General features: G+C 74.7%; 18 protein-coding genes and 1 pseudogene. 12 read left to right on the plus strand and 7 right to left on the minus strand.

Annotated elements, in window-relative coordinates:
- The first annotated feature begins 8 nt into the window (after nt 1–8).
- A complete protein-coding gene (sucD, locus tag OIM89_RS19225; RefSeq protein ID WP_030304865.1) occupies nt 9–893 on the plus strand; it encodes a succinate--CoA ligase subunit alpha in 885 nt (294 codons plus the stop codon).
- 105 nt (nt 894–998) lie between these two features.
- On the opposite strand, the gene OIM89_RS19230 is transcribed toward sucD, so the two are convergent.
- Entirely contained in the window at nt 999–2,216 is a 1,218-nt protein-coding gene (locus OIM89_RS19230) for a helix-turn-helix domain-containing protein (RefSeq protein ID WP_175458091.1), read from the minus strand.
- 180 nt (nt 2,217–2,396) lie between these two features.
- On the opposite strand from OIM89_RS19230, the gene OIM89_RS19235 reads away from it, so the two are divergent.
- Complete coding sequence (locus tag OIM89_RS19235; RefSeq protein WP_247860847.1) at nt 2,397–4,085, plus strand: DUF6350 family protein; 1,689 nt, start codon at nt 2,397–2,399, stop codon at nt 4,083–4,085.
- Between the two features lie 57 nt (nt 4,086–4,142).
- Here the strand turns inward: OIM89_RS19235 and OIM89_RS19240 are convergent, their stop codons facing one another.
- On the minus strand, nt 4,143–5,009 hold the full coding sequence (locus OIM89_RS19240; RefSeq protein WP_264491462.1) for a hypothetical protein: 867 nt from the start codon (nt 5,007–5,009) through the stop codon (nt 4,143–4,145).
- A gap of 311 nt (nt 5,010–5,320) precedes the next feature.
- Between OIM89_RS19240 and purN the strand changes: the two genes are divergently transcribed.
- Complete coding sequence (purN, locus tag OIM89_RS19245) at nt 5,321–5,977, plus strand: phosphoribosylglycinamide formyltransferase (RefSeq protein WP_030695857.1); 657 nt, start codon at nt 5,321–5,323, stop codon at nt 5,975–5,977.
- Nucleotides 5,974–7,536 carry a bifunctional phosphoribosylaminoimidazolecarboxamide formyltransferase/IMP cyclohydrolase gene (purH, locus tag OIM89_RS19250; protein WP_264491463.1) on the plus strand — a complete coding sequence of 521 codons (1,563 nt, stop codon included), beginning with the start codon at nt 5,974–5,976 and terminating at the stop codon, nt 7,534–7,536. The genes purN and purH overlap by 4 nt, the downstream gene beginning before the upstream one ends.
- Before the next feature lie 77 nt (nt 7,537–7,613).
- Here the strand turns inward: purH and OIM89_RS19255 are convergent, their stop codons facing one another.
- The gene (locus tag OIM89_RS19255) at nt 7,614–8,261 is read right to left on the minus strand and encodes a hypothetical protein (protein ID WP_030695855.1); all 648 of its coding nucleotides are present in this window, start codon (nt 8,259–8,261) and stop codon (nt 7,614–7,616) included.
- A gap of 305 nt (nt 8,262–8,566) precedes the next feature.
- Between OIM89_RS19255 and OIM89_RS19260 the strand changes: the two genes are divergently transcribed.
- Nucleotides 8,567–9,430: a bifunctional methylenetetrahydrofolate dehydrogenase/methenyltetrahydrofolate cyclohydrolase gene (locus OIM89_RS19260; RefSeq protein ID WP_047138778.1), complete on the plus strand. Its 864-nt coding sequence runs from the start codon at nt 8,567–8,569 to the stop codon at nt 9,428–9,430.
- A gap of 22 nt (nt 9,431–9,452) precedes the next feature.
- The gene (locus OIM89_RS19265; RefSeq protein ID WP_030695853.1) at nt 9,453–9,986 is read left to right on the plus strand and encodes a DUF3017 domain-containing protein; all 534 of its coding nucleotides are present in this window, start codon (nt 9,453–9,455) and stop codon (nt 9,984–9,986) included.
- Between the two features lie 84 nt (nt 9,987–10,070).
- On the opposite strand, the gene OIM89_RS19270 is transcribed toward OIM89_RS19265, so the two are convergent.
- Nucleotides 10,071–11,111 carry a hypothetical protein gene (locus OIM89_RS19270; protein WP_264491797.1) on the minus strand — a complete coding sequence of 347 codons (1,041 nt, stop codon included), beginning with the start codon at nt 11,109–11,111 and terminating at the stop codon, nt 10,071–10,073.
- Nucleotides 11,112–11,192: 81 nt separating this feature from the next.
- Nucleotides 11,193–11,659 (minus strand): annotated as a pseudogene (locus OIM89_RS19275) (LuxR C-terminal-related transcriptional regulator); the annotation flags it as partial.
- A gap of 306 nt (nt 11,660–11,965) precedes the next feature.
- Between OIM89_RS19275 and OIM89_RS19280 the strand changes: the two are divergent.
- From OIM89_RS19280 to OIM89_RS19295, 4 genes are all read left to right on the plus strand, one after another.
- Nucleotides 11,966–12,778 (plus strand): helix-turn-helix domain-containing protein, encoded by an 813-nt coding sequence (locus tag OIM89_RS19280; RefSeq protein ID WP_151169264.1) that lies wholly within the window; start codon nt 11,966–11,968, stop codon nt 12,776–12,778.
- Entirely contained in the window at nt 12,775–13,641 is an 867-nt protein-coding gene (locus tag OIM89_RS19285) for a helix-turn-helix domain-containing protein (protein WP_151169266.1), read from the plus strand. The genes OIM89_RS19280 and OIM89_RS19285 overlap by 4 nt, the downstream gene beginning before the upstream one ends.
- 499 nt (nt 13,642–14,140) lie before the next feature.
- Nucleotides 14,141–15,190: a helix-turn-helix domain-containing protein gene (locus OIM89_RS19290; protein ID WP_264491464.1), complete on the plus strand. Its 1,050-nt coding sequence runs from the start codon at nt 14,141–14,143 to the stop codon at nt 15,188–15,190.
- A gap of 345 nt (nt 15,191–15,535) precedes the next feature.
- Nucleotides 15,536–16,525, plus strand: coding sequence for a malate dehydrogenase (locus OIM89_RS19295; RefSeq protein WP_030695849.1), 990 nt, complete (start codon nt 15,536–15,538; stop codon nt 16,523–16,525).
- 162 nt (nt 16,526–16,687) lie between these two features.
- Here the strand turns inward: OIM89_RS19295 and OIM89_RS19300 are convergent, their stop codons facing one another.
- Entirely contained in the window at nt 16,688–17,476 is a 789-nt protein-coding gene (locus OIM89_RS19300) for a hypothetical protein (RefSeq protein ID WP_264491465.1), read from the minus strand.
- A gap of 72 nt (nt 17,477–17,548) precedes the next feature.
- Nucleotides 17,549–17,848, minus strand: a complete 300-nt coding sequence (locus OIM89_RS19305; RefSeq protein ID WP_264491466.1) for a hypothetical protein — start codon at nt 17,846–17,848, stop codon at nt 17,549–17,551.
- Nucleotides 17,849–17,898: 50 nt separating this feature from the next.
- On the opposite strand from OIM89_RS19305, the gene OIM89_RS19310 reads away from it, so the two are divergent.
- Nucleotides 17,899–18,219: a hypothetical protein gene (locus OIM89_RS19310; RefSeq protein ID WP_030695846.1), complete on the plus strand. Its 321-nt coding sequence runs from the start codon at nt 17,899–17,901 to the stop codon at nt 18,217–18,219.
- A 320-nt stretch (nt 18,220–18,539) separates the two neighbouring features.
- Nucleotides 18,540–20,018, plus strand: a complete 1,479-nt coding sequence (locus tag OIM89_RS19315; protein WP_247860850.1) for an aldehyde dehydrogenase family protein — start codon at nt 18,540–18,542, stop codon at nt 20,016–20,018.
- Nucleotides 20,019–20,037: the final 19 nt, after the last annotated feature.

The raw sequence follows: 20,037 nt of genomic DNA on the forward strand, positions 1-20,037 counted from the left end.
CCAACACCATGGCTATCTTCCTCACCAAGGACAGCAAGGTCATCGTCCAGGGCATGACCGGTGCCACGGGCATGAAGCACACCAAGCTCATGCTGGGTGACGGCACCAACATCGTCGGTGGCGTCAACCCGCGCAAGGCCGGCACCAGCGTCGACTTCGACGGCACCGAGGTTCCCGTCTTCGGCTCGGTCGCCGAGGCGATGGAGAAGACCGGCGCCGACGTCAGCGTCATCTTCGTCCCGCCGAAGTTCGCCAAGGCCGCCGTCGTCGAGGCGATCGACGCCGAGATCGGCCTGGCCGTCGTGATCACCGAGGGCATCGCCGTGCACGACTCGGCCGCCTTCTGGGCGTACGCGTCGAGCAAGGGCAACAAGACCCGGATCATCGGCCCGAACTGCCCCGGCCTGATCACCCCCGGCCAGTCCAACGCCGGCATCATCCCGGGCGACATCACCAAGCCCGGCCGCATCGGTCTCGTGTCCAAGTCCGGCACGCTGACCTACCAGATGATGTACGAGCTGCGTGACATCGGCTTCTCCTCCGCCGTCGGCATCGGTGGCGACCCGGTCATCGGCACCACGCACATCGACGCCCTCGCGGCGTTCGAGGCGGACCCCGAGACCGACCTGATCGTCATGATCGGCGAGATCGGCGGCGACGCCGAGGAGCGTGCGGCCGACTACATCAAGGCCAACGTCACCAAGCCGGTCGTCGGCTACGTCGCGGGCTTCACCGCGCCCGAGGGCAAGACCATGGGCCACGCCGGTGCCATCGTCTCCGGCTCCTCCGGCACCGCCCAGGCGAAGAAGGAGGCCCTTGAGGCCGCCGGTGTCAAGGTCGGCAAGACCCCGACCGAGACCGCCGAGCTCGCCCGCGCGATCCTCGCCGGCTGACGCGCGGACCGGTCCCGCGCCTGACGGCGCGACCAGCGACGCCTGAGGGCCCGCACCCCCGGCAGGGGGTGCGGGCCCTCAGGCGTCCCCGGGGACGGGCGGTGCTCAGCGCGGCAGCGGCCTGACTCGTTCCGGTCCGGCCGCCGGGTGCTCGCGCAGCTTCTCCCGCAGCGAGCGGTCCTCCTCCGAGAGGGGGCCGGGTCCCGCGTGCGGCGGGACCCCGGTGATCGCCTGGCCCGCCGCGGGCGGCCGGACGTAGTGGTCGGGGGCGACGCTGACGCAGAAGCCGGTCGCCCCGGCGATCACCGCGGTGAGCGCCACGGCCGACCGTGTCCACCGGCGTACCTTGCGCTCACCCACCGTACGGATGAGCGCCCCCTGCTCCTCCGTGGCCGCATCCAGCGGGGAGAGGGCGTCGAGTCGCCGGTGCAGGGTGGCCGGGTCGGCGAGGGCCGGGACGCGCTCGGCGACGGCGGCCCGGGCCGAGAGCACCCGGTGGGCGGCGGCGCGGGTGGTCGCCTCGGTCTCCGCCGCCGTCTCGGGGAGGTCCAGGCCCACGCCGTCGTAGAGCAGCAGCGTGCGGCGGTGGCGGGGGGCGAGCGAGAGCAGGGCGTTCATCAGGTCGTGGTCGGCGCGGCCGCGGGGCGGCGGGACGGCGGCGCCGGGTGCGGCCGGGCGGCGGTGGGCGGCCCGCATCCGGTGCCAGGGCGAGAGGGCGTACTCGTGCGCGGCGGCCCGCACCCACCCCGCCGGGTCCCGGTCCACCGCCACCTCCGGCCACCGCGCCCAGGCCAGCTGGAACGCCCGCTCCACCGACTCCACCGCCACGGTGTGCCGGCCCGTCAGCAGATAGGCCTGCCGGACGAGCACCCCCGCGCAGGAGGCGTAGAGCGCGTCGAACGCCTCACGGGGGCTCGCCCCGGTCGGCCGCGGGGGACGCGGGGACGGACGCGGGGGTTCCGGCCGGGCGGGACGCGGGCGGGACGCCTCCGCGCGAGCCGGTTCCGGCGGGGCCTCGGCCTCCCTGACCACCTCCCTCCGGGCCTTGTCCTCGCCCTTCCGGGCCGCCGTCCCCGGCTGCGTTCGCCGCTTCCTGACGGGCTCTCCGGCCGGTCCGGGGCGGTCGGCCGTGGTGGTGAGGAAGGTGGCGTACGCCTCCAGGGCGCGGCCGCGAGGGGTGGTGCGCCCGGTCTCCCAGGAGTGGATGGTCGTGCTGGTGACGCTCATCCGCGCGGCCAGCGCCGCCTGGCTGAGCGAGGCCGCCTCGCGGAGTCTCCGGCGTTCCGCGGGGGCCGGGAGCGTCGGGGCGGGACGGTTCGTCATGTCGCGTTCTCCACAGCAGGGGCCGGGACCGCCAGGACAGGCAGAGGGCACGGGCAGCGCGGGCACACCCCACCCGTCCGTACGGAAAAGTACATAACCGTATCTTCGGCGACACCTCCGGACTTCGCCTGTTGCGCGCATCCCCTCCGTGGCATTGGGAGCATGACCGGTGTGACCCGAATGACCGATGACTCCCTTTCACCCGCCGCCCGTCTCCGGGCACTTGCCGACCGCCTCCGCGACCGGTCGCCGGCCCTGGCGGGGTGTCTGTTCGGCGGCGCGGTCGCCGCCGGTCTGAGCCTCGGCGCGTACGCGGTGGTGGTCATGGCGCTCTGGATCGGCTCGCCCTACCCGGACAGCGGACCCGGCGGCGCCACCGGGACCGCCGTGAGCCTGTGGCTGCTGGGCCACGGCGTCGGCCTCACCCGCGCCGACACCCTCACCGGCGTCCCCGCCCCGCTCGGCCTGACCCCGCTGCTCTTGGCCCTCCTCCCGTTCTGGCTGGTCCGCCGCGCCGCCCGGGACGCCGCCGAACCCGAGACACCCGAGGCCCCCGAGATCCCCGCCCGCACCGTCGTCTGGGGCGTCACCGGCGGCTACACCGCCGTCGGCGCCCTCGCCGCCCTCTACGCCGCCGGGGGCGAGCTGCGCCCCACCCTGCGTGAGGCCGCCTGGCACCTGCCGCTGCTGGCGCTCGCCGCCGCCCTCACCGGACTCCGCTCGGTACGGGGCCGCGTCGCCGACGTGCCGTCACCCGCCGGGCCGGAGGGCCGGTTCGGAGGCGTCCGCGCGGCGCTGACCGGGCGGCGCGGGGCCACCGCCTGCCGGGCCGGGCTCGCCGCCGCCCTCACCCTCGCGGGCGGCGGCGCCGTCCTCGTCGGCGTCTCGCTCACCCTGCACTGGGAACCGGCCCGCGCCTCGTACCTGATGCTCACCGACGTCTGGTCCGGACGGCTCGCCGTCCTCCTGCTCGCCCTCGCCCTCCTCCCCAACGCGGTGATCTGGGGCGCCGCCTACGCGCTCGGCACCGGGTTCCAGGTCGGCACCGACACCCTGGTGACGCCGCTCGCCGCCACCTCGGGCCCCGCCCTGCCGCCCTTCCCGCTGCTCGCCGCGTTCCCGCCGGACGGGCCAGGCACGCCGCTGACCTGGGCCTGCGCCGCGATCCCGGTGGTGGCGGGGATCACCGCGGGCTGGTTCACGGGGCGCGCGGCGGCCCCGGACCGCTCCTCCGGTACAGGCACGGACGGAGCGCCCCCGCCCTGGCCGGCCTCGGTCACCGCCGGGACCGCCGCCCTGGCCGCCCTCGTCGCCGGCCTGGTCTGCGCGGGCGCGGCCCGGGCGGCGGGCGGCCCGCTCGGGACCGGGCGGCTGGCGGAGCTGGGCCCCGTCTGGTGGGCGGCCGGCGGGGCCGCGCTCGCCTGGACCCTGCTCCTCGGCGTCCCCACCGCCCTCGCCCTGCGCGCCTGGCGGCTGCGCACCCGCAAGCCGCGCGGGGCCGGGGCCGGGGCCGGGGGCGGCCGGTGGGCCGGGGCCGGGCTCTTCGGGATCGCGATGACGGGGACGGGGCTGGCGGTGCCGGGGGCGGCGGACGGCGGTACGGACCCGGTGCCCGGTCCCGGCGCGGAGGACGAACCCCGGGACGCCACGGACGCGGACGAGCCCGAGGACGACGACCCGGAACGCGTCGACCCGCTGGACTGGTGGGAGCGGGTCTCCCGTCCCGACCCGGTGGCCGCGCTCGGCGGCTCCTTCGGGACCTCGTACGACCTGTACGACCAGCTTCCGGCCCACGGCCCCGAGGACTGGCGCGCCCTGCCCGCCGAACCGCAGGACCCGCCGGGGGAGCGGCCGCCAGGGCGCGGGTGAGACACGTGAGCGGGCGGACGGGAGTGCCCCGTCCGCCCGCTCACGCGTGCTGGTCGCTCAGCCGTTGTTCTCGGTGTTGACGCCCAGCAGCGGGCGCAGGTCCTTCGGGAGGTGCTTCTCGCAGGTGTCGCGGGTGGCGTTGGTCAGCGCGTCGTCCATGCAGGAGTAGTAGTCGCTGTAGACGATCCGGGCGCTGAACATCGCGGCCACCAGGGCGAGCCCCAGCCCCGCCGTCACCAGGCCGCTGACGGCGGCCGTGGTCTGCTGGCGGGTGCCCGAGTCGGTGGGCGCCGGGGCGCTCTCGCCCGGCTTGCGCTCCTCGCGTGCCTCGCCGTCGGCGCCCTCGGCGGGCTTGCCGCGCATCTTCAGCGAGGTCACGCCCCAGTACACCGAGAGGGCGCCGAGCAGCAGCGCGACCGAGGGCCAGTTGAAGAGGGCGAAGAAGAACGACCACATGCCCGACAGCAGGGCGTACCGGGCGCGGCGCTGGCCGGGGTCGCGCGGGTCCCAGCGGGGGCCGGGCGGGCGGCCCTCGCCGCTGCCGTCGCGCGAACCGGAACCGAAGGGGTTGGGCGAGCGGCCCGGCTGGCGGTCGCTCCAGCGGCCACCCCCGCCACCCTGCCCGGAACCGTCCTCGGAGCCGCCGGCGGGCGTCCGGGGCTTCCACGGCTGGTCGGGCCGGCCCTCGGGCGGCGGCGCGAACGGGTTGTCCGACTGGCCGGAACCGGAGTCGGACCCCGACCCGGAACGGCCTTCCGGCTCGGAGGAGGACTTCCGTTCCTTCTCCGAGCTCTCCCTGACCGCCACCACGCCCCACCCCTCCGGGGCCGTCGCGGCGGCGCCCGGCAGGGCGAGGCCCCCGAAGCCGGGGGCGGCGGTGGGCAGGGGGAGGCGGAGGCTCGCGGCGGAGCGTCGGTCCGGCATCAGGTGCGTGTCTTCCCTCGGTGGTGATCCGGTGATCCGGTGCGGGTGGTGTGCTGCCGGGACGGGCCCGAGGGCCCCCTGGGGACCCCTCCCAGACGCTACCGCCCCCTCGGGCCCCCGTCCCGTGGGGGCCGGTGAGTGTGCCGGTATCGTTGCTGACGGTCGGGAGCTTCGTAGAGTTCCCCGTATCGCGGAGAGCGCGACCTTTGTACGACCGCACAAAGGCGTCCGAGCGGACAAGGCAGCGCCTCCCGCACCGCCCGTACGCGCCGTGCCCGCACGGCCGGCGTCACCGTAGAAAGGCCCCCGTCGTGGCCTCGCCGCTTCCCAGCGCCGCGTCTTCACGCCCGAAGCGCCTCGTCGTCCTCGTCTCCGGCTCCGGGACCAATCTTCAGGCCCTCCTCGACGCCATCGCCGCCGAGGGCGCCGGGGCGTACGGGGCCGAGGTGGTCGCCGTCGGCGCCGACCGGGGCGCGATCGCCGGACTGGAGCGGGCCGGGCGCGCCGGAATCCCCTCGTTCGTGTGCCGGGTCAAGGACCACCCCGACCGGGCGGCCTGGGACCGGGCACTGACCGAGGCGGTCGCCGCGTACGAGCCGGACCTCGTCGTCTCGGCCGGGTTCATGAAGATCCTGGGCAAGGAGTTCCTCGCCCGCTTCGGCGGCCGGGTGGTCAACACCCACCCCGCGCTGCTCCCCAGTTTTCCCGGAGCCCACGGCGTACGCGACGCGCTCGCGTACGGCGTCAAGGTCACCGGCTGCACCGTTCATCTCGTCGACGACGGGGTCGACACCGGCCCGATCATCGCCCAGGGCGTGGTCGAGGTCGTCGAGGACGACTCGGCGGAGGGCGAAGCCGCCCTCCACGAACGCATCAAGGACGTCGAGCGCACGCTGCTCGTCGAGGTCGTGGGGCGTCTGGCCCGCAACGGCCACCGCATTGAGGGACGAAAGGTTCTGATTCCGTGACCGCCGAAGGTACGAAGCGGCCCATCCGCCGCGCGCTGGTCAGCGTCTACGACAAGACGGGCCTGGAGGAGCTGGCCCGCGGGCTGCACGAGGCGGGCGTCGAGCTGGTCTCCACCGGCTCCACCGCCGGGCGGATCGCCGCCGCCGGTGTCCCCGTCACCAAGGTCGAGGAGCTGACCGGCTTCCCCGAGTGCCTGGACGGCCGGGTCAAGACGCTCCACCCCCGCGTCCACGCCGGCATCCTCGCCGACCTGCGCCTGGACAGCCACCGCGAGCAGCTCACCGAGCTGGGCGTCGAGCCGTTCCAGCTGGTGATCGTCAACCTCTACCCGTTCCGGGAGACCGTCGCCTCCGGCGCCACCCCCGACGAGTGCGTCGAGCAGATCGACATCGGCGGCCCCTCCATGGTCCGCGCCGCCGCCAAGAACCACCCGTCCGTGGCGGTCGTCACCGACCCCGGCCAGTACGGCGCCGTCCTCGCGGCCGCCCGCGACGGCGGCTTCGAGCTGGCCGCCCGCAAGCGGCTCGCCGCCAAGGCCTTCCAGCACACCGCCGCGTACGACGTGGCGGTCGCCTCCTGGTTCGCCGACGACTACGCGGCGGCCGACGACAGCGGCTTCCCCGACTTCCTCGGCTCCGCCCTGACCCGCTCCACCGTGCTGCGCTACGGCGAGAACCCGCACCAGCCCGCCGCGCTCTACACCCTCGGCGAGGGCGGCCTCGCCGAGGCCGAGCAGCTGCACGGCAAGGAGATGTCGTACAACAACTACACCGACACCGACGCCGCCCGCCGCGCCGCCTACGACCACGCGGACCCGTGCGTAGCGATCATCAAGCACGCCAACCCCTGCGGCATCGCCATCGCCGGTGACGTCGCCGAGGCCCACCGCAAGGCGCACGCCTGCGACCCGCTCTCCGCCTTCGGCGGCGTCATCGCCGTCAACCGGCCCGTCACCCGGGAGATGGCCGAGCAGGTCGCGGAGATCTTCACCGAGGTCATCGTCGCCCCGGACTACGAGGACGGCGCCCTGGAGGCGCTGACCCGCAAGAAGAACATCCGGGTGCTGCGCTGCCCCGAGCCGCCCGCCGCCACCGTCGAGACCAAGCAGATCGACGGCGGCGCCCTCCTCCAGGAGGCCGACCGCCTCCAGGCGCCCGGTGACGACCCGGCCAACTGGACGCTCGCCACCGGCGACGCGCTCAGCGAGGGCGAACTGGCCGAGCTGGCCTTCGCCTGGCGGGCCTGCCGCGCCGTCAAGTCCAACGCGATCCTGCTCGCCAAGGGCGGCGCCTCGGTCGGTGTCGGCATGGGCCAGGTCAACCGCGTCGACTCCGCCAAGCTCGCCGTCGAGCGGGCCGGGGAGGAGCGCGCCCGGGGCGCCTTCGCCGCCTCCGACGCCTTCTTCCCCTTCCCCGACGGGCTGGAGATCGTGCTGGAGGCCGGCGTCCGCGCCGTCGTCCAGCCCGGCGGCTCGGTCCGCGACGAACTGGTCGTCGAGGCCGCCAAGAAGGCCGGCGTCACCATGTACTTCACGGGGACCCGTCACTTCTTCCACTGACCGGTACGCGAGACGGCCGAGGGCCGCGTCCCCGAGCGGGCGGCGCGGCCCTCGGCCGTCTCAACTGCTCGCGCGGGTCAGTAACGCGGGCGGTTGAACCAGACGGACGCCTGGCTGTTGACCATCGCGGCGAGGATGATGCCGTAGATCGCCAGCGCGATGATGCCGCCGAAGGTGGCGGAGCCGCCCTCGCCCGCGAAGAGGTTGCTCAGCGAGCCGAGCAGCATCAGCGAGGCGTAGACGATGGTCGTGATGCGTATGCCGGAGCCGCCGGTGGAGAACTTCACGCCGAGCACGATGGCGAGGACGGCCAGCGCGAGCAGGAAGAAGACCAGGGCGTAGCCCAGGCCGACCAGGCCGTCGGCGGCGCTGGTCTCCATGCCGTTGGCGACGTCCTTGGCGGCGCCGATGGCGACACCGAGGACGAGGCCGAGCAGGATCTGGAGACCGGCCACGATGAAGAGCAGCACGCGGGCCGTCTTCATCAGACCGGGCATCTCCGGCTTCATCCCCGGGACGCCCGGGTACCCCGGCTGCTGCGGGTAGCCGTAACCGGGCTGGCCCGGCTGGCCGCCGCCCTGCTGCGGGTAGCCGTAGGCCGGCTGCCCCTGGGGAGCGCCGTAGCCCGGCTGGCCGCCCTGCGGCGCACCGTAACCGCCGGGCTGGCCCTGCTGCGGCTGGCCCTGCGGGGGGCCGTAAGGATTGTTGGGGTCGCCGAAACTCATGGCGGGATTCCTCCGTTGAAGCGCGGGGACGCGCGGCCCGCGCAGGAGGTTGCGATGAAAGACGTAAGCGGCGCTTCCCCCCGGCACTGCCCGCGGCACTGTCTGCGCATCATCGTTCTCAATGCACCGGGGTCTTGTCCAGTCACCAGCCGTGGACGTTGTGCAAGTGCAACCTCCGTGATCATTCGGGCGGAGCGGACCAGCTGGCCGAAAACGACCGCCCGTGGACGGCACCCTCCCCGCCCCTCCGTCCGTACTCCGGCCCGGATTGGCGGCGGAGGGCGCGCATCCGCGAGGATGGGGGCATGAGCGCCCAGATTCTCGATGGCAAGGCCACCGCGGCCGCGATCAAGTCCGAGCTGGCCCAGCGTGTGGCCGCTCTCCGAGCCCAGGGCGTGCTGCCCGGCCTCGGTACCGTCCTGGTCGGCGAGGACCCGGGCAGCCAGAAGTACGTCGCGGGCAAGCACCGCGACTGCGCCCAGGTCGGCATCGCCTCCATCCAGCGCGAACTGCCCGCCACCGCCACCCAGGAGGAGATCGAGGCGGTCGTCCGGGAGCTCAACGAGGACCCGGCCTGCACCGGTTACATCGTCCAGCTCCCGCTCCCCAAGGGCATCGACGAGAACCGCATCCTCGAACTCATGGACCCGGCCAAGGACGCCGACGGCCTCCACCCGACCAACCTCGGCCGCCTCGTCCTGGGCGAGCCCGCGCCGCTGCCCTGCACGCCGTTCGGCATCGTCACGCTGCTGCGCCACTTCGGCGTCGAGATCAACGGCGCCGAGGTGGTCGTCGTCGGCCGCGGCGTCACCATCGGCCGCCCGATGCCGCTGCTGCTCACCCGCCGCTCCGAGAACGCCACGGTCACCCAGTGCCACACCGGCACCCGCGACCTCGCCGCCCACCTGCGCCGCGCCGACATCATCGTGGCCGCCGCCGGGGTGCCGCACCTGGTCAAGCCCGAGGACGTGAAGCCCGGCGCCGCCGTCCTCGACGTCGGCGTCAGCCGCGACGAGCACGGCAAGATCGTCGGCGACGTCCACCCCGGCGTCGCCGAGGTGGCCGGCTGGCTCTCCCCCAACCCGGGTGGAGTCGGCCCGATGACCCGCGCCCAGCTCCTCGTCAACGTCGTCGAGGCGGCCGAGCGCCAGGCCGCCTCCGCCGCCTGATCCCCCGAAGAGGCCGCCACCGATGAGCACCGACGCCCCCGACGACCGGCCCACCGCCGAGCGGACCCCCGAGGCCCCGGAGCCGCGCCCCGAGCCCGCCGGCGGGGCCAGCCGCGCCGGGGCCGGGGTGCGCACCGGCGTGGCCAAGCTGGGCTGGACGCGGCGGGAGCCTGGGTCGCGGCGCTTCCCGCGGATCACCCGCTCCATCGCCCGGCCCGAGGGCGGGGGGCGGGCCGCCGCCGGGGACGCGCCCGCGCCCGCCCGGCAGTGGCCGATGCTGCTGGTGCTCTCGCTGGTGGGGCTGGGGTTGATCCTCACGGCCTTCGACGTGACGCGGGTCGGCACCCTGCTCGTCGGAGTGGCGCTGCTCGTGGGAGCCGGGTTGCGGTGGTGGTTGCCCTCCGTGGGGATGCTCGCTGTCCGCTCGCGGTTCACGGACCTGGTGACGTACACCGTGCTCGGCGTGGTGATCGTGGTGCTCGCGCTGATGCAGCAGCCCGATCCTTGGCTGGAACTCCCGTTCCTGGACCGGACGTTGCACTTCACGGTGGACTAGCCTCGCGGCGCGGTCCGGGGTGGCCTCAAGCGCCGGCCGGGCTCTGAGGTGTGGTTCAGGGGGCGGCCGGGCCCAGTCGTCAGGTCATGCTGTTGCCCAGGCGAAGAGGAACAGGACGGCGCCGAAGAGGCCGGGGAGGACGAGGCGGGCGGGGCGGCCTACGCCGAAGATGGCGCCGAAGGCGGTGAAGACGAGGGTGAGCATGCCGGCGAGGCCCGCCAGGAGGCGTAGTGCTTCGCGGACGGGGAGATCCTGGGCGATCTGGGTGCCGGTGGCGATGAAGGCGATGACCGCTGCCAGCAGACCGAGGCTTGCCAGGGTTTCGGAGCGGAGCCGGGTGAGTTCCTTCTGCTCGTGGGCGCGGGTCTCCTCCGCCACCCGCCGTACGCGCTCCTCCATCGAGCGTTCCAGGCGGTCGGCGGTCTCCCGCAGGGTCCTGCGGTTCTGCTCGGTCTCCCGGCGCAGGACGATGTCGGCCCGTATGCGGTGGTACTCGACGATGCGCACGGCGTAGCCGGAGCGTGAGGAGTCCTCCAGGTCCAGGGCGCGCTGGACGGAGGCGAGCGCGGTGTCGAAGTCGTCGAGCAGGGCGGCGAGCTGGGCGCGGACCGCCCGGTAGCGGGCCTGTTCGGGGCTGATCTCCACGGCCCGCTCCACCTGGGTCAGAGCCTCGCGCAACTCGTCCTCGGAGGTCTCGCCGCCGCTCCAGCCGTACTCGGCGAGGACACGGGCGTGGTGGGCGACCAGGGCGAGGTTGTCCGGGTAGGCGGTCACGGCCGTGACGGCGTGGCGCAGGGCGGCCGGCAGGTTCGGGCCCATCGGGTCGAGGAGGGCCAGGTCGGATTCGAGGACGGCGCGCATCGGTATCGCGCTGAAGCGTCCCGCGTGGCGGAGGTAGAGGGTGCGGAACCGGCCGCCGTCCAGGGCCCGGCGGTGGCGGGCCAGCAGGATGTAGAAGGCGTTGAAGGCCCGTAACGGATCGGCGGTGTCGCGGACCAGTTCCTCGAGCTCCGCCACGTCGGCCTCGGTCAGCGAGGTGCAGATGGCCATCGCGGCGCTGTGGTGCTCGGCCGACTCCAGTGGCGGCAGGGCCTCCAGGGCAGCCGTCGTATCCCCCGATCGCATGGGCGTCACAGTAGTGGCGGGGGTGGTCACGGTCGAGGGGGAGCCGCCGCCGGACCCGTGTCTCCGTGTTTCCGTGTACCAGCCGGGGGAGACGAAGCCCGACTCGTACGCGGCGATGACCGCCTGGGTGCGGTCGCGGGCGCCGAGTTTGGAGAGGGGGCGCTGGCGTGGGACTTGACGGTCTCGGTGCCGACGGCCAGGTGGGTGGTGATCTCCGTGTTGGACAGGCCGCGGGCCATCGGGCGGAGCACTTGGGCCTCGCGGTCGGTGAGGGCGGCCCGGCGCAGGGTCTCCCGGGCCTCGGCGGAGCCGGGCTCCTGGGCGTGGGCGGCCGCCAACTCCCGTACGGCGGAGGGGAGGAGGAGCGAGTCTCCGGCGGCGACGGCGCGCAGGGCGTGCGCGATCTCGGCCGGGCGGGCGCGCTTGAGGAGGAAGCCGTCGGCGCCCGCGCGCGGCGCCCCGTACAGGTACGCGTCGTTCTCGAAGGTGGTGACGACCACGATCTTCGGCGGGTCGGGGCCCGTGCGCGGGACGGCGCGGGTGGCCTCGAACGGCCGGCGTTCGAGGCCCTCGGTGACCCCGCCGCCACGGCGAGGCAGACCGATCAGCACCCGGTTCCCAGGCACCCCGCGGCGCGCGACCCAAGTCGCGAGCCGCACGCGCGCTGTTCGCGCCGTGCGGGCCACCGCACGCGCCCGGCACACTCCGGCGCAACCCCCGGCAGAGGTCTCCGGATCGGGTGATTACGGGCCGTATCGCGCATGGACGGCCCGGTCGGTCCGCCATGCTTCGGCCTGAGGGCGACCGCCGGTGACGGGTGGTGGCGGGCGGAGCGGGTGACAGGGGCGGCACACATGGCACGTTGGGCGGAACTGCCCGCCGGTCTCGACCGGCGTGAGCGGCAGCTCGTCGTACAGCTGCGGCGGCTGAAGGACCACAGCGGGCTCAGCCTCTCGGCGCTCGGCGCGCGCACCGGGTACAGCAGGTCGTCGTGGGAGCGGTACCTCAGCGGGCGGGCGCCCGTGCCGCGCGCCGCCGTGATCGGGCTGGCGGAGGCCTGCGGCGTCGACCCGACGCGGCTGCTGGCCCTGCACGAGGTGGCCACCGAGCACCGGGCCGCCGACGGGCACAGTACGGGGACCGCCCAGCCGGTCGCCGACACCGGCCCGGCCTCGCGCTCCTGGCCCGGGGAGCACCCGGAGCCGCCCGGTCCGCCGGCGGGGCGGCGGCGCAGGGCGGTGGCGGCCGCGCTCCTGGTGGGGGCGGTGGCGCTGGGGTTCGCGGTGGGGCTGACCACCGGTCTGGTCGCCGGTTCGGGGACGCGGGCCGCCGCCGGGCCGGGCCGCGCCGACGGCCCCGACCTGGTGCGGCCGGACGGGGAGCGCTGGCGGCGCGGGGCCGAGCACACCTGCCGTGTCCGCCGTGCCGAGGGCCTGTTGCACGCGGGCCACAGCCGCGAACGTACCGCGTACCTCGACATCAACAGCTCCGGCTGGCACGTGGTCGAGGCCCAGTGCCTGCTGCGCCGGCACGGGGTGGACCCGGGCGCCGTCGACGGGCTGTACGGGCCGGTGGTCCAGGAGGCGGTCCGGCGTTTCCAGGCCGCCCGGCGCATCCCGGTCGACGGGGTCGTGGGCCCCGACACCTGGGGGGAGCTGCGCCGATGACCGACGACGCGACGCCCCCGGAGTGCCGCCGCCTCCTCGGCGAACTCCGTTCCCTGCGCGAGCGGTCGGGGCACAGCCTGGCCGCCCTCGCCGCCGCGACCCCGTACAGCAAGTCGTCCTGGGGCCGGTACCTCTCCGGTGCCCAGCCCGTGCCCCGGGCCGCCGTGGTGGCGCTCTGCCAGGTGGCGGGGGAGCGGCCGGGGCGGCTGCTGGCGCTGTGGGAGCTGGCCGACGCGGAGTGGAGCGGGCGCGGGGCGTGCACGATCCGGGAGCAGGCGGGGCCGTCCGGGGTTCCCGCCGACCCTCCGGAGCCGGACGCCGCGGCCGAGCCCGTCGCCCGGTCGCCCCGGCGGCGCCGGGCCTGGTGGCTGCTGGCGGCGGGTGCGGTTATGGCGGTCGTCGCCGGGGCGGGCGCCGGGGTGAAGGAGCTGGTCGAACGCGCCCCGCTGGCCGCCGCGTCCGAGCCGGGCACCGGCCCCTGGCGGCAGGACGGCCCCCTCGTGCACGGCTGTACCGGCCCGGAGTGCGACGGGCTGGCCCCCGGCGCGATGGGGTGCGACCGGGCCGACGCCGTGGTCACCCTCGCCGAGCACCGCACCGAGGAGGGCCGGCGCGTCCAGGTGCGGTACGGGCGGCACTGCCGGGCGTTGTGGGCGCGGGCCAGCGGACTGCGGGCCGGGGACCGGTTCGCGCTGCGGTTGCCCGGGGCGCCCGCGCGGACGGCGGGGCCGGTGGGTGAGGAGGAGGCCGCCGGGTACCTGGCGACGCTGATGACCGGGCTCCCCGAGCCGGGTGCCGCGGCCGGGGCGACGGCCTGCCTGCTGCCGGTGCACGGCCGCGAGGAGTGCGCCCCCGTGCGCTGATCCGCGCGGACGAAGGGCTTCCGGCGGGCGGCGGAAGGAGGGGCGCCCGTCCTCTCCCCCGTCGGAGGGCGGGCGCCCTGGTACAGACTGGGCGAGGCGCCATGGGCACCTCAAGGTCGGGAGGGGCGCTGTCGCACGGAAGTGACGGTTCCGGCACGGTGTTCCCATCCCGCAACGGGCGGGCGTCCCGGGGTGACGCATTCCGGTGGGAGACTGTGTGCGTCCCGTGAAGGCCACCACCCTTCACCGGGGCGTGCGATGTGCGCGGCGGATGCCTCCGTGCACCCGTGCGCCCCGTGTCCGGGAACTGGCATCCTTGCCGCACGCATCCTTGGGGTAGGTCGGAACTCGGCCGCACGACCGGCGGCCAGAGCTTCCGGAGGGACTCCGTCCGCCACGCGGGCCGGGGAAATAGGGTGGAGCGGCGGCACCGGGGGCGACCGCACACCGCACGGGGAAGCAGCAGCAGGGCAGGCACGGGGGGAATGGGGGGCACGTCATGGCTCGATGGAAACCACTGCCGGAGGAACTCGATCCGCAGGTCCGTGAGTTCGCGGGACAGCTGCGCCGGCTGGTCGACCGCAGCGGGCTGAGCATCGCCGCGGTCTCGGACCGCACCGGCTACAGCAAGACGTCCTGGGAGCGGTATCTGAACGGGCGCCTCCTCGCGCCCAAGCGGGCGATCATCGCCCTGGCCGAGGCGACCGGCACCAACCCGGTCCACCTCACCACCATGTGGGAGCTGGCCGAGCGCGCCTGGAGCCGCTCCGAGATGCGCCACGACATGACCATGGAGGCCATCCGCATCACCCAGGCGCGGGCCGCCCTCGGTGACTTCACCCCGCCGCAGGGCATCGACCTCGGACACCGGGCCACCAAGGCGGGGGCGCGCGCCAAGGTCAACGGCGCGGACGGCCCCGGCGCGCGCGGCGGCGCCCCGGCGGGCGTCCGCGAGGCTCCCCCGATACCCTCCGTACCCCGCCAGCCCGGCCCGCCCGGCGGCCCGGCCCCGCAGGGACCCCCGCCCGGCGGCGGCGTCTCCGGCGGCAGCGGCAAGGGCGGCAAGGGCAAGCGCCTGCCGCTGATCCTCGGCGGCGTCGTCGCCGCCGTCGCCCTCGTCGCGGGCGGCTTCTTCCTCCTCGCCCCCGGCGAGGAGCCCGCCCCGCAGCCCACCGCCAAGCCCACCAAGACGGCCAAGAAACTGCCGGCGGGCGTGAAGTGCGCGGGCGCCGACTGCACCGGGGAGGACCCGGAGGCGATGGGGTGCGCGGGCGAACAGGCCGTCACCAGCGCCACCGCCACCGTCGGCCCCACCGTGGTGGAGATCCGCTACAGCAAGACCTGCGAGGCCGCCTGGGCCCGCATCACCCAGGCCGCGACGGGGGACGAGATCGCCATCGACGTCGGCAGCAAGGCGCAGGAGAGCGCCAAGGTCACCACCACCTTCGACGCCTACACCGCGATGCTCGCCGTCGAGAACCCGGCCGACGCGAAGGCGTGCGCCACCCTGGCCGCCGGCACGACGGGGTGCACGACTCCGACGCCGTGATCCCGTCCGGCGGGGGCGGGCGCGCTCCGGGTGTGAACGGAGCCCCCGCGGGGTGACCCCGCCCGCCGCCGACGGAACGTCACCGGCCGTACGTCCGTGCCCCGGGCCGGGGCACGGACGGGACGGCCCCGGGCGGGGGAGGCGGCACGTGAGGCCCGCCACAGCACCCGCACCTGGCGTGACCCCGGGAGCGCGATAGCCTGACCACCGGAACTCTCTTGATACCAAGAGATCGATCATCCAGCGCCGCGCGACCCGGGTGCCGGATGACCGGCCCGGGCCCGGCCCGGTGGGTCCACCGCACCTGGGGTACGCCCCACCGCCCGCTGTCTAACGGAGATCGCCATGACCCGCACTCCCGTGAATGTCACCGTCACCGGCGCGGCCGGCCAGATCGGCTACGCGCTGCTGTTCCGCATCGCCTCCGGCCACCTGCTCGGCGCGGACGTGCCGGTCCGGCTCCGCCTCCTGGAGATCCCGCAGGGCCTCAAGGCCGCCGAGGGCACCGCCATGGAGCTCGACGACTGCGCCTTCCCGCTGCTCCAGGGCATCGAGATCACCGACGACCCGAACGTCGGCTTCGACGGCGCCAACGTCGCGCTGCTGGTCGGCGCCCGCCCCCGCACCAAGGGCATGGAGCGCGGTGACCTGCTGGAGGCCAACGGCGGCATCTTCAAGCCCCAGGGCAAGGCCATCAACGACCACGCCGCGGACGACATCAAGGTCCTGGTCGTCGGCAACCCGGCCAACACCAACGCCCTGATCGCCCAGGCCGCCGCCCCGGACGTACCGGCCGAGCGCTTCACCGCGATGACCCGCCTGGACCACAACCGCGCCCTGTCGCAGCTGGCCAAGAAGACCGGCGCGCAGGTCTCGGACATCAAGAAGCTGACGATCTGGGGCAACCACTCGGCCACCCAGTACCCGGACATCTTCCACGCGGAGATCGCGGGCAAGAACGCCGCCGAGGTCGTGGGCGACGAGCAGTGGCTGGCCGACGACTTCATCCCGACCGTCGCCAAGCGCGGCGCGGCCATCATCGAGGCGCGCGGCGCCTCCTCCGCCGCCTCCGCCGCCAACGCCGCCATCGACCACGTCCACACCTGGGTCAACGGCACCGCCGAGGGCAACTGGACCTCCATGGGCATCCCGTCGGACGGCTCGTACGGCGTCCCCGAGGGCCTCATCTCCTCCTTCCCGGTGACCACCAAGAACGGCACCTACGAGATCGTCCAGGGCCTGGACATCAACGAGTTCTCCCGCGCCCGCATCGACGCCTCGGTGCAGGAGCTGGCCGAGGAGCGCGACGCCGTCCGCGCCCTGGGCCTCATCTGAGCCACCCCCGGCCCCCGGGCCGCCCCCGTCTCCCGTGACCGCGCGAGCGCACCGACCACGCGGCCACGGTGACCCAGAAGCAGCCTCCGACCACCCGCGACCCGGGCGGCCGGAGGCTGCTTCGCGTCGCACGCCGACCCGTACGCCGTTCCCGTACGCCCCTCAGAGCGGCCCGAGCCGGTCACGCAGCGTGCTCAGGTCCACCGTGTCCTCCTCGGCCGGCGCCTCGGCACGGACCTCGGCCCCGTAGCCGGTCACGGTGACCGTGTCCTCCTTGACGTCGGAGGTACGGGTCGCCTGGACCAGGCGGGGCGGGCCCTCCGAGGCCACGTAGAGGGTGACGCGCTCGCCGTCCTCCTGGCGCAGCAGCGGGACCACCGGGGTGAGGACGGCCGTGGTGGCCCTGCCCTTGGTCATCCGGGTGCCCTCGTCCGGGGTGGCCTCGCCGATCAGGTCCTCCTTGAGGGAGCCCAGGTCGCACGCCTCGGTGACCGCCGCGAGGACGCCGTCCCGGGTGGAGCCGTGCACGTAGCGGCCGTGCAGGGTGTCGGCGGCGGCCCTGCCCTGACCGCCGGGGAGCTGGGCCTCCCAGAAGTCCCGGTCGGGCTTCACCCACACCTCGTCGCCCCGCTTGACCAGCTCGACGCTGCCCCGGCCGCGGGTGAGCGTCACGTTCCCCGCGCACCGGCCCTCCTCGTCCATGGCGAGGTCGGCGGTGGCCGGGTCCTCCAGGGCGCCGGTGCCCCCGTCGAACTGGTCCTGGTCGAGGGTGACCCGCAGCGAGGCGGCATCGCGCAGCTCGCTGCGGGCGCGCTCGGCGATCTCCTCGGCGCTCAGCCGGCTCAGGTCGTCCTCGGCGGCGGCGGCCGCTCCGGGCGCCGCCAGCGCCGCGGTCGCCGCGAGCAGGGTGGACGCCGCGGCTGCGGCTGCCGCGCGGATGGGATGGGGCATGGCTTCACCTCCGCCGATCTGCGGCTTCTCCCAGCGTACGAGCGGGGGAGCGGACCCGCAGATCGGCGGCGCTCAGCCCTCCGGGCGGGCGGCCGAGGCGGCTTCGTGACGCCGGAGCCGCCTGCGCAGCGCGTACAGATCGAAGATCCACACGGCGACCAGCAGAGCCGAGGACAGGATCTGGAGAGGGGGGTCTCCCTCGACCATCCGCATCACGAGGAGGCACACGGACAGGGCCAGCACCGACCAGTAGAGCCACCACGCCCGCCGCAGCCACCGCTCGTGCCGGGGCGACAGCAGTTCCGTGCGTTCCGAGTCCCGCCAGTCCCCACCCGTGCCCGGCGTGTACCCCTGTCGGCAGCCCAGTCTCATATCTTGCTCAACTGGCGTGTAGCTGGACCGCGTTCAGGTAGGGAACCGTCATGTGGGGAACACCGAAGAACCAGACCCGGCTGCGCTTCGTCCAGGACTCCGACGAGGTCCTCGCCGCCTTGGGGCGAGCCCTCGCCGACGCGCCTGAAGACGAACGCCCCGGCCTGCAACGCGCCCTCGCCGTGGCCGGCGCCGCCCGCCTCGACGAGGACACCCTGCGCACCCGCTGGCTCGACGGCCGCCTCGCCTCCGTCGCCTTCACCGGAGAGCGCGACTCCGTAGCCGCAGTCCGTGCCCTCCGCAAAGCCGAACCCACCCTCTCCCTCACCGAAGCGGTAGCCCTCCTCCGCCCCCCGAAGCCACGCACCTAGCCCGGCCGGCCGCCTTCCAGTCCGGCCGCCACCTTCCAGCCCGGCCGGCGCCTGAGGCCACCCCACCCCCGGCCCGGAGGGCCGAAACACACCGCCCGGCAACACACCGCCGCACCGACGTGACCAACGGTAAGGCCCCCTTTGCCCGGTAAAGGCGCCGTATGCCATACGGCGCGGGTGAGCCATCCCACGATGCCCCCGCCGCACGGCATGGATTCGACGCCCATGGGCAGGTGCACCGGGCTGCCGTGCAGGCAGGCGGCAGCACACCCCTTGGATCGAAAGGCAAACACGACGTGTCGGCAGAACAGACCATTTACGTGGACGGAACGTGGCGTGCGGCCACGTCGGGGGCCGTCCGGGAGATCATCGACCCGGCGGACGCCAAGCCGTTCGCGGTGGTCGCCGAGGGCGGCACCGAGGACGCGGACGCCGCCGTCGCCGCCGCCCGCCGCGCCTTCGACCAGGGCCCCTGGCCCCACACCCCGGTCGCCGAGCGCGCCGCCCTGCTGCGCCGCGTCGCCGACCTGCTGGTCCGCGACCGCGAGGAGATCGGCCTGCTGGAGAGCCGCGACGCGGGCAAGACCCTGGAGGAGGGCCGGGTCGACGTCGACTGCGTCGCCGACGCCTTCCGCTACTTCGCCGACCTGGTCGTCGGCGAGGGCGCGGGCCGCGTGGTCGACGCCGGTACCGACGAGGTCCACAGCGTCGTCGTACACGAGCCGGTCGGCGTCTGCGGCCTGATCACGCCGTGGAACTACCCGCTGCTCCAGGCGAGTTGGAAGGTGGCTCCCGCGCTGGCGGCGGGCAACACCTTCGTGCTGAAGCCCAGCGAGATCACCCCGCTGAGCACGATCGCCCTGATCCGCCTGCTCGCCGAGGCGGGCCTGCCCGAGGGCGTCGCCAACCTGGTGACCGGCCCCGGCCACACCGTCGGCGCCCGCTTCGGCACCCACGACGACGTCGACCTGGTCTCCTTCACCGGCGGTCTGGTCAGCGGCACCAAGGTGGCCCAGGCCGCCGCCGCCTCGGTCAAGAAGGTCGCGCTGGAACTGGGCGGCAAGAACCCGAACGTGGTCTTCGCCGACGCCTGCGCCACCGACGAGGACTTCGACACCGCCGTCGACCAGGCTCTCAACGCCGCCTTCATCCACAGCGGCCAGGTCTGCTCGGCCGGCTCGCGCCTGATCATCGAGGAGTCGGTGCGCGAACGGTTCGTCACCGAACTCACCCGCCGCGCCCAGCTCATCCGCCTCGGCCGGGGCACCGAGGAGGGCGTCGAGTGCGGCCCCCTCGTCTCCCAGGCCCAGCTGGAGAAGACCCAGGGGTACGTGGCCTCCGCGCTGGAGGAGGGCGCCGTGCTGCGCACCGGCGGCAAGCAGCCCGAGCCCAGTGAAGTCCGCCCGGCCACCGGCTACTTCTACGAGCCGACCGTCCTCGACGGCTGCCACCGCGAGATGCGGGTGGTCCGCGAGGAGGTCTTCGGCCCGGTCCTCACCGTGGAGACCTTCACCACCGAGGACGAGGCCGTCGCGCTCGCCAACGACACCGAGTACGGCCTGGCCGGCGCCGTCTGGACCACCGACGCGGGCCGCGCCCGCCGGGTCGCCGCCCGGCTGCGCCACGGCACCGTCTGGATCAACGACTTCCACCCCTACCTGCCGCAGGCCGAATGGGGCGGCTTCGGCAAGTCCGGCACCGGCCGCGAACTCGGCCCCGCCGGACTCGCCGAGTACCGCGAGTCCAAGCACGTCTACCAGAACCTCGCGCCCAAGCCGGTGCGCTGGTTCGCGGGCTGACCCCAGGTCCGCCACCCCG

Origin of the sequence: Streptomyces sp. BI87, from assembly GCF_025957665.1 — a bacterium.
Classification (GTDB): domain Bacteria; phylum Actinomycetota; class Actinomycetes; order Streptomycetales; family Streptomycetaceae; genus Streptomyces; species Streptomyces albidoflavus.

What these genes read in the sequence shown, in the direction of transcription:
- OIM89_RS19260 (WP_047138778.1), top strand. Translation starts at nt 8,567, where the DNA reads ATGAGCGCCCAGATTCTCGATGGCAAGGCCACCGCGGCCGCGATCAAG.
- OIM89_RS19280 (WP_151169264.1), top strand. Translation starts at nt 11,966, where the DNA reads ATGGCACGTTGGGCGGAACTGCCCGCCGGTCTCGACCGGCGTGAGCGG.
- OIM89_RS19230 (WP_175458091.1), bottom strand. Translation starts at nt 2,216, where the DNA reads ATGACGAACCGTCCCGCCCCGACGCTCCCGGCCCCCGCGGAACGCCGG.
- sucD (WP_030304865.1), top strand. Translation starts at nt 9, where the DNA reads ATGGCTATCTTCCTCACCAAGGACAGCAAGGTCATCGTCCAGGGCATG.
- OIM89_RS19235 (WP_247860847.1), top strand. Translation starts at nt 2,397, where the DNA reads ATGACCGATGACTCCCTTTCACCCGCCGCCCGTCTCCGGGCACTTGCC.
- OIM89_RS19265 (WP_030695853.1), top strand. Translation starts at nt 9,453, where the DNA reads ATGAGCACCGACGCCCCCGACGACCGGCCCACCGCCGAGCGGACCCCC.
- OIM89_RS19305 (WP_264491466.1), bottom strand. Translation starts at nt 17,848, where the DNA reads ATGAGACTGGGCTGCCGACAGGGGTACACGCCGGGCACGGGTGGGGAC.
- OIM89_RS19290 (WP_264491464.1), top strand. Translation starts at nt 14,141, where the DNA reads ATGGCTCGATGGAAACCACTGCCGGAGGAACTCGATCCGCAGGTCCGT.
- OIM89_RS19240 (WP_264491462.1), bottom strand. Translation starts at nt 5,009, where the DNA reads ATGCCGGACCGACGCTCCGCCGCGAGCCTCCGCCTCCCCCTGCCCACC.
- OIM89_RS19300 (WP_264491465.1), bottom strand. Translation starts at nt 17,476, where the DNA reads ATGCCCCATCCCATCCGCGCGGCAGCCGCAGCCGCGGCGTCCACCCTG.
- OIM89_RS19255 (WP_030695855.1), bottom strand. Translation starts at nt 8,261, where the DNA reads ATGAGTTTCGGCGACCCCAACAATCCTTACGGCCCCCCGCAGGGCCAG.
- OIM89_RS19295 (WP_030695849.1), top strand. Translation starts at nt 15,536, where the DNA reads ATGACCCGCACTCCCGTGAATGTCACCGTCACCGGCGCGGCCGGCCAG.
- OIM89_RS19310 (WP_030695846.1), top strand. Translation starts at nt 17,899, where the DNA reads ATGTGGGGAACACCGAAGAACCAGACCCGGCTGCGCTTCGTCCAGGAC.
- OIM89_RS19285 (WP_151169266.1), top strand. Translation starts at nt 12,775, where the DNA reads ATGACCGACGACGCGACGCCCCCGGAGTGCCGCCGCCTCCTCGGCGAA.
- OIM89_RS19270 (WP_264491797.1), bottom strand. Translation starts at nt 11,111, where the DNA reads ATGCGATCGGGGGATACGACGGCTGCCCTGGAGGCCCTGCCGCCACTG.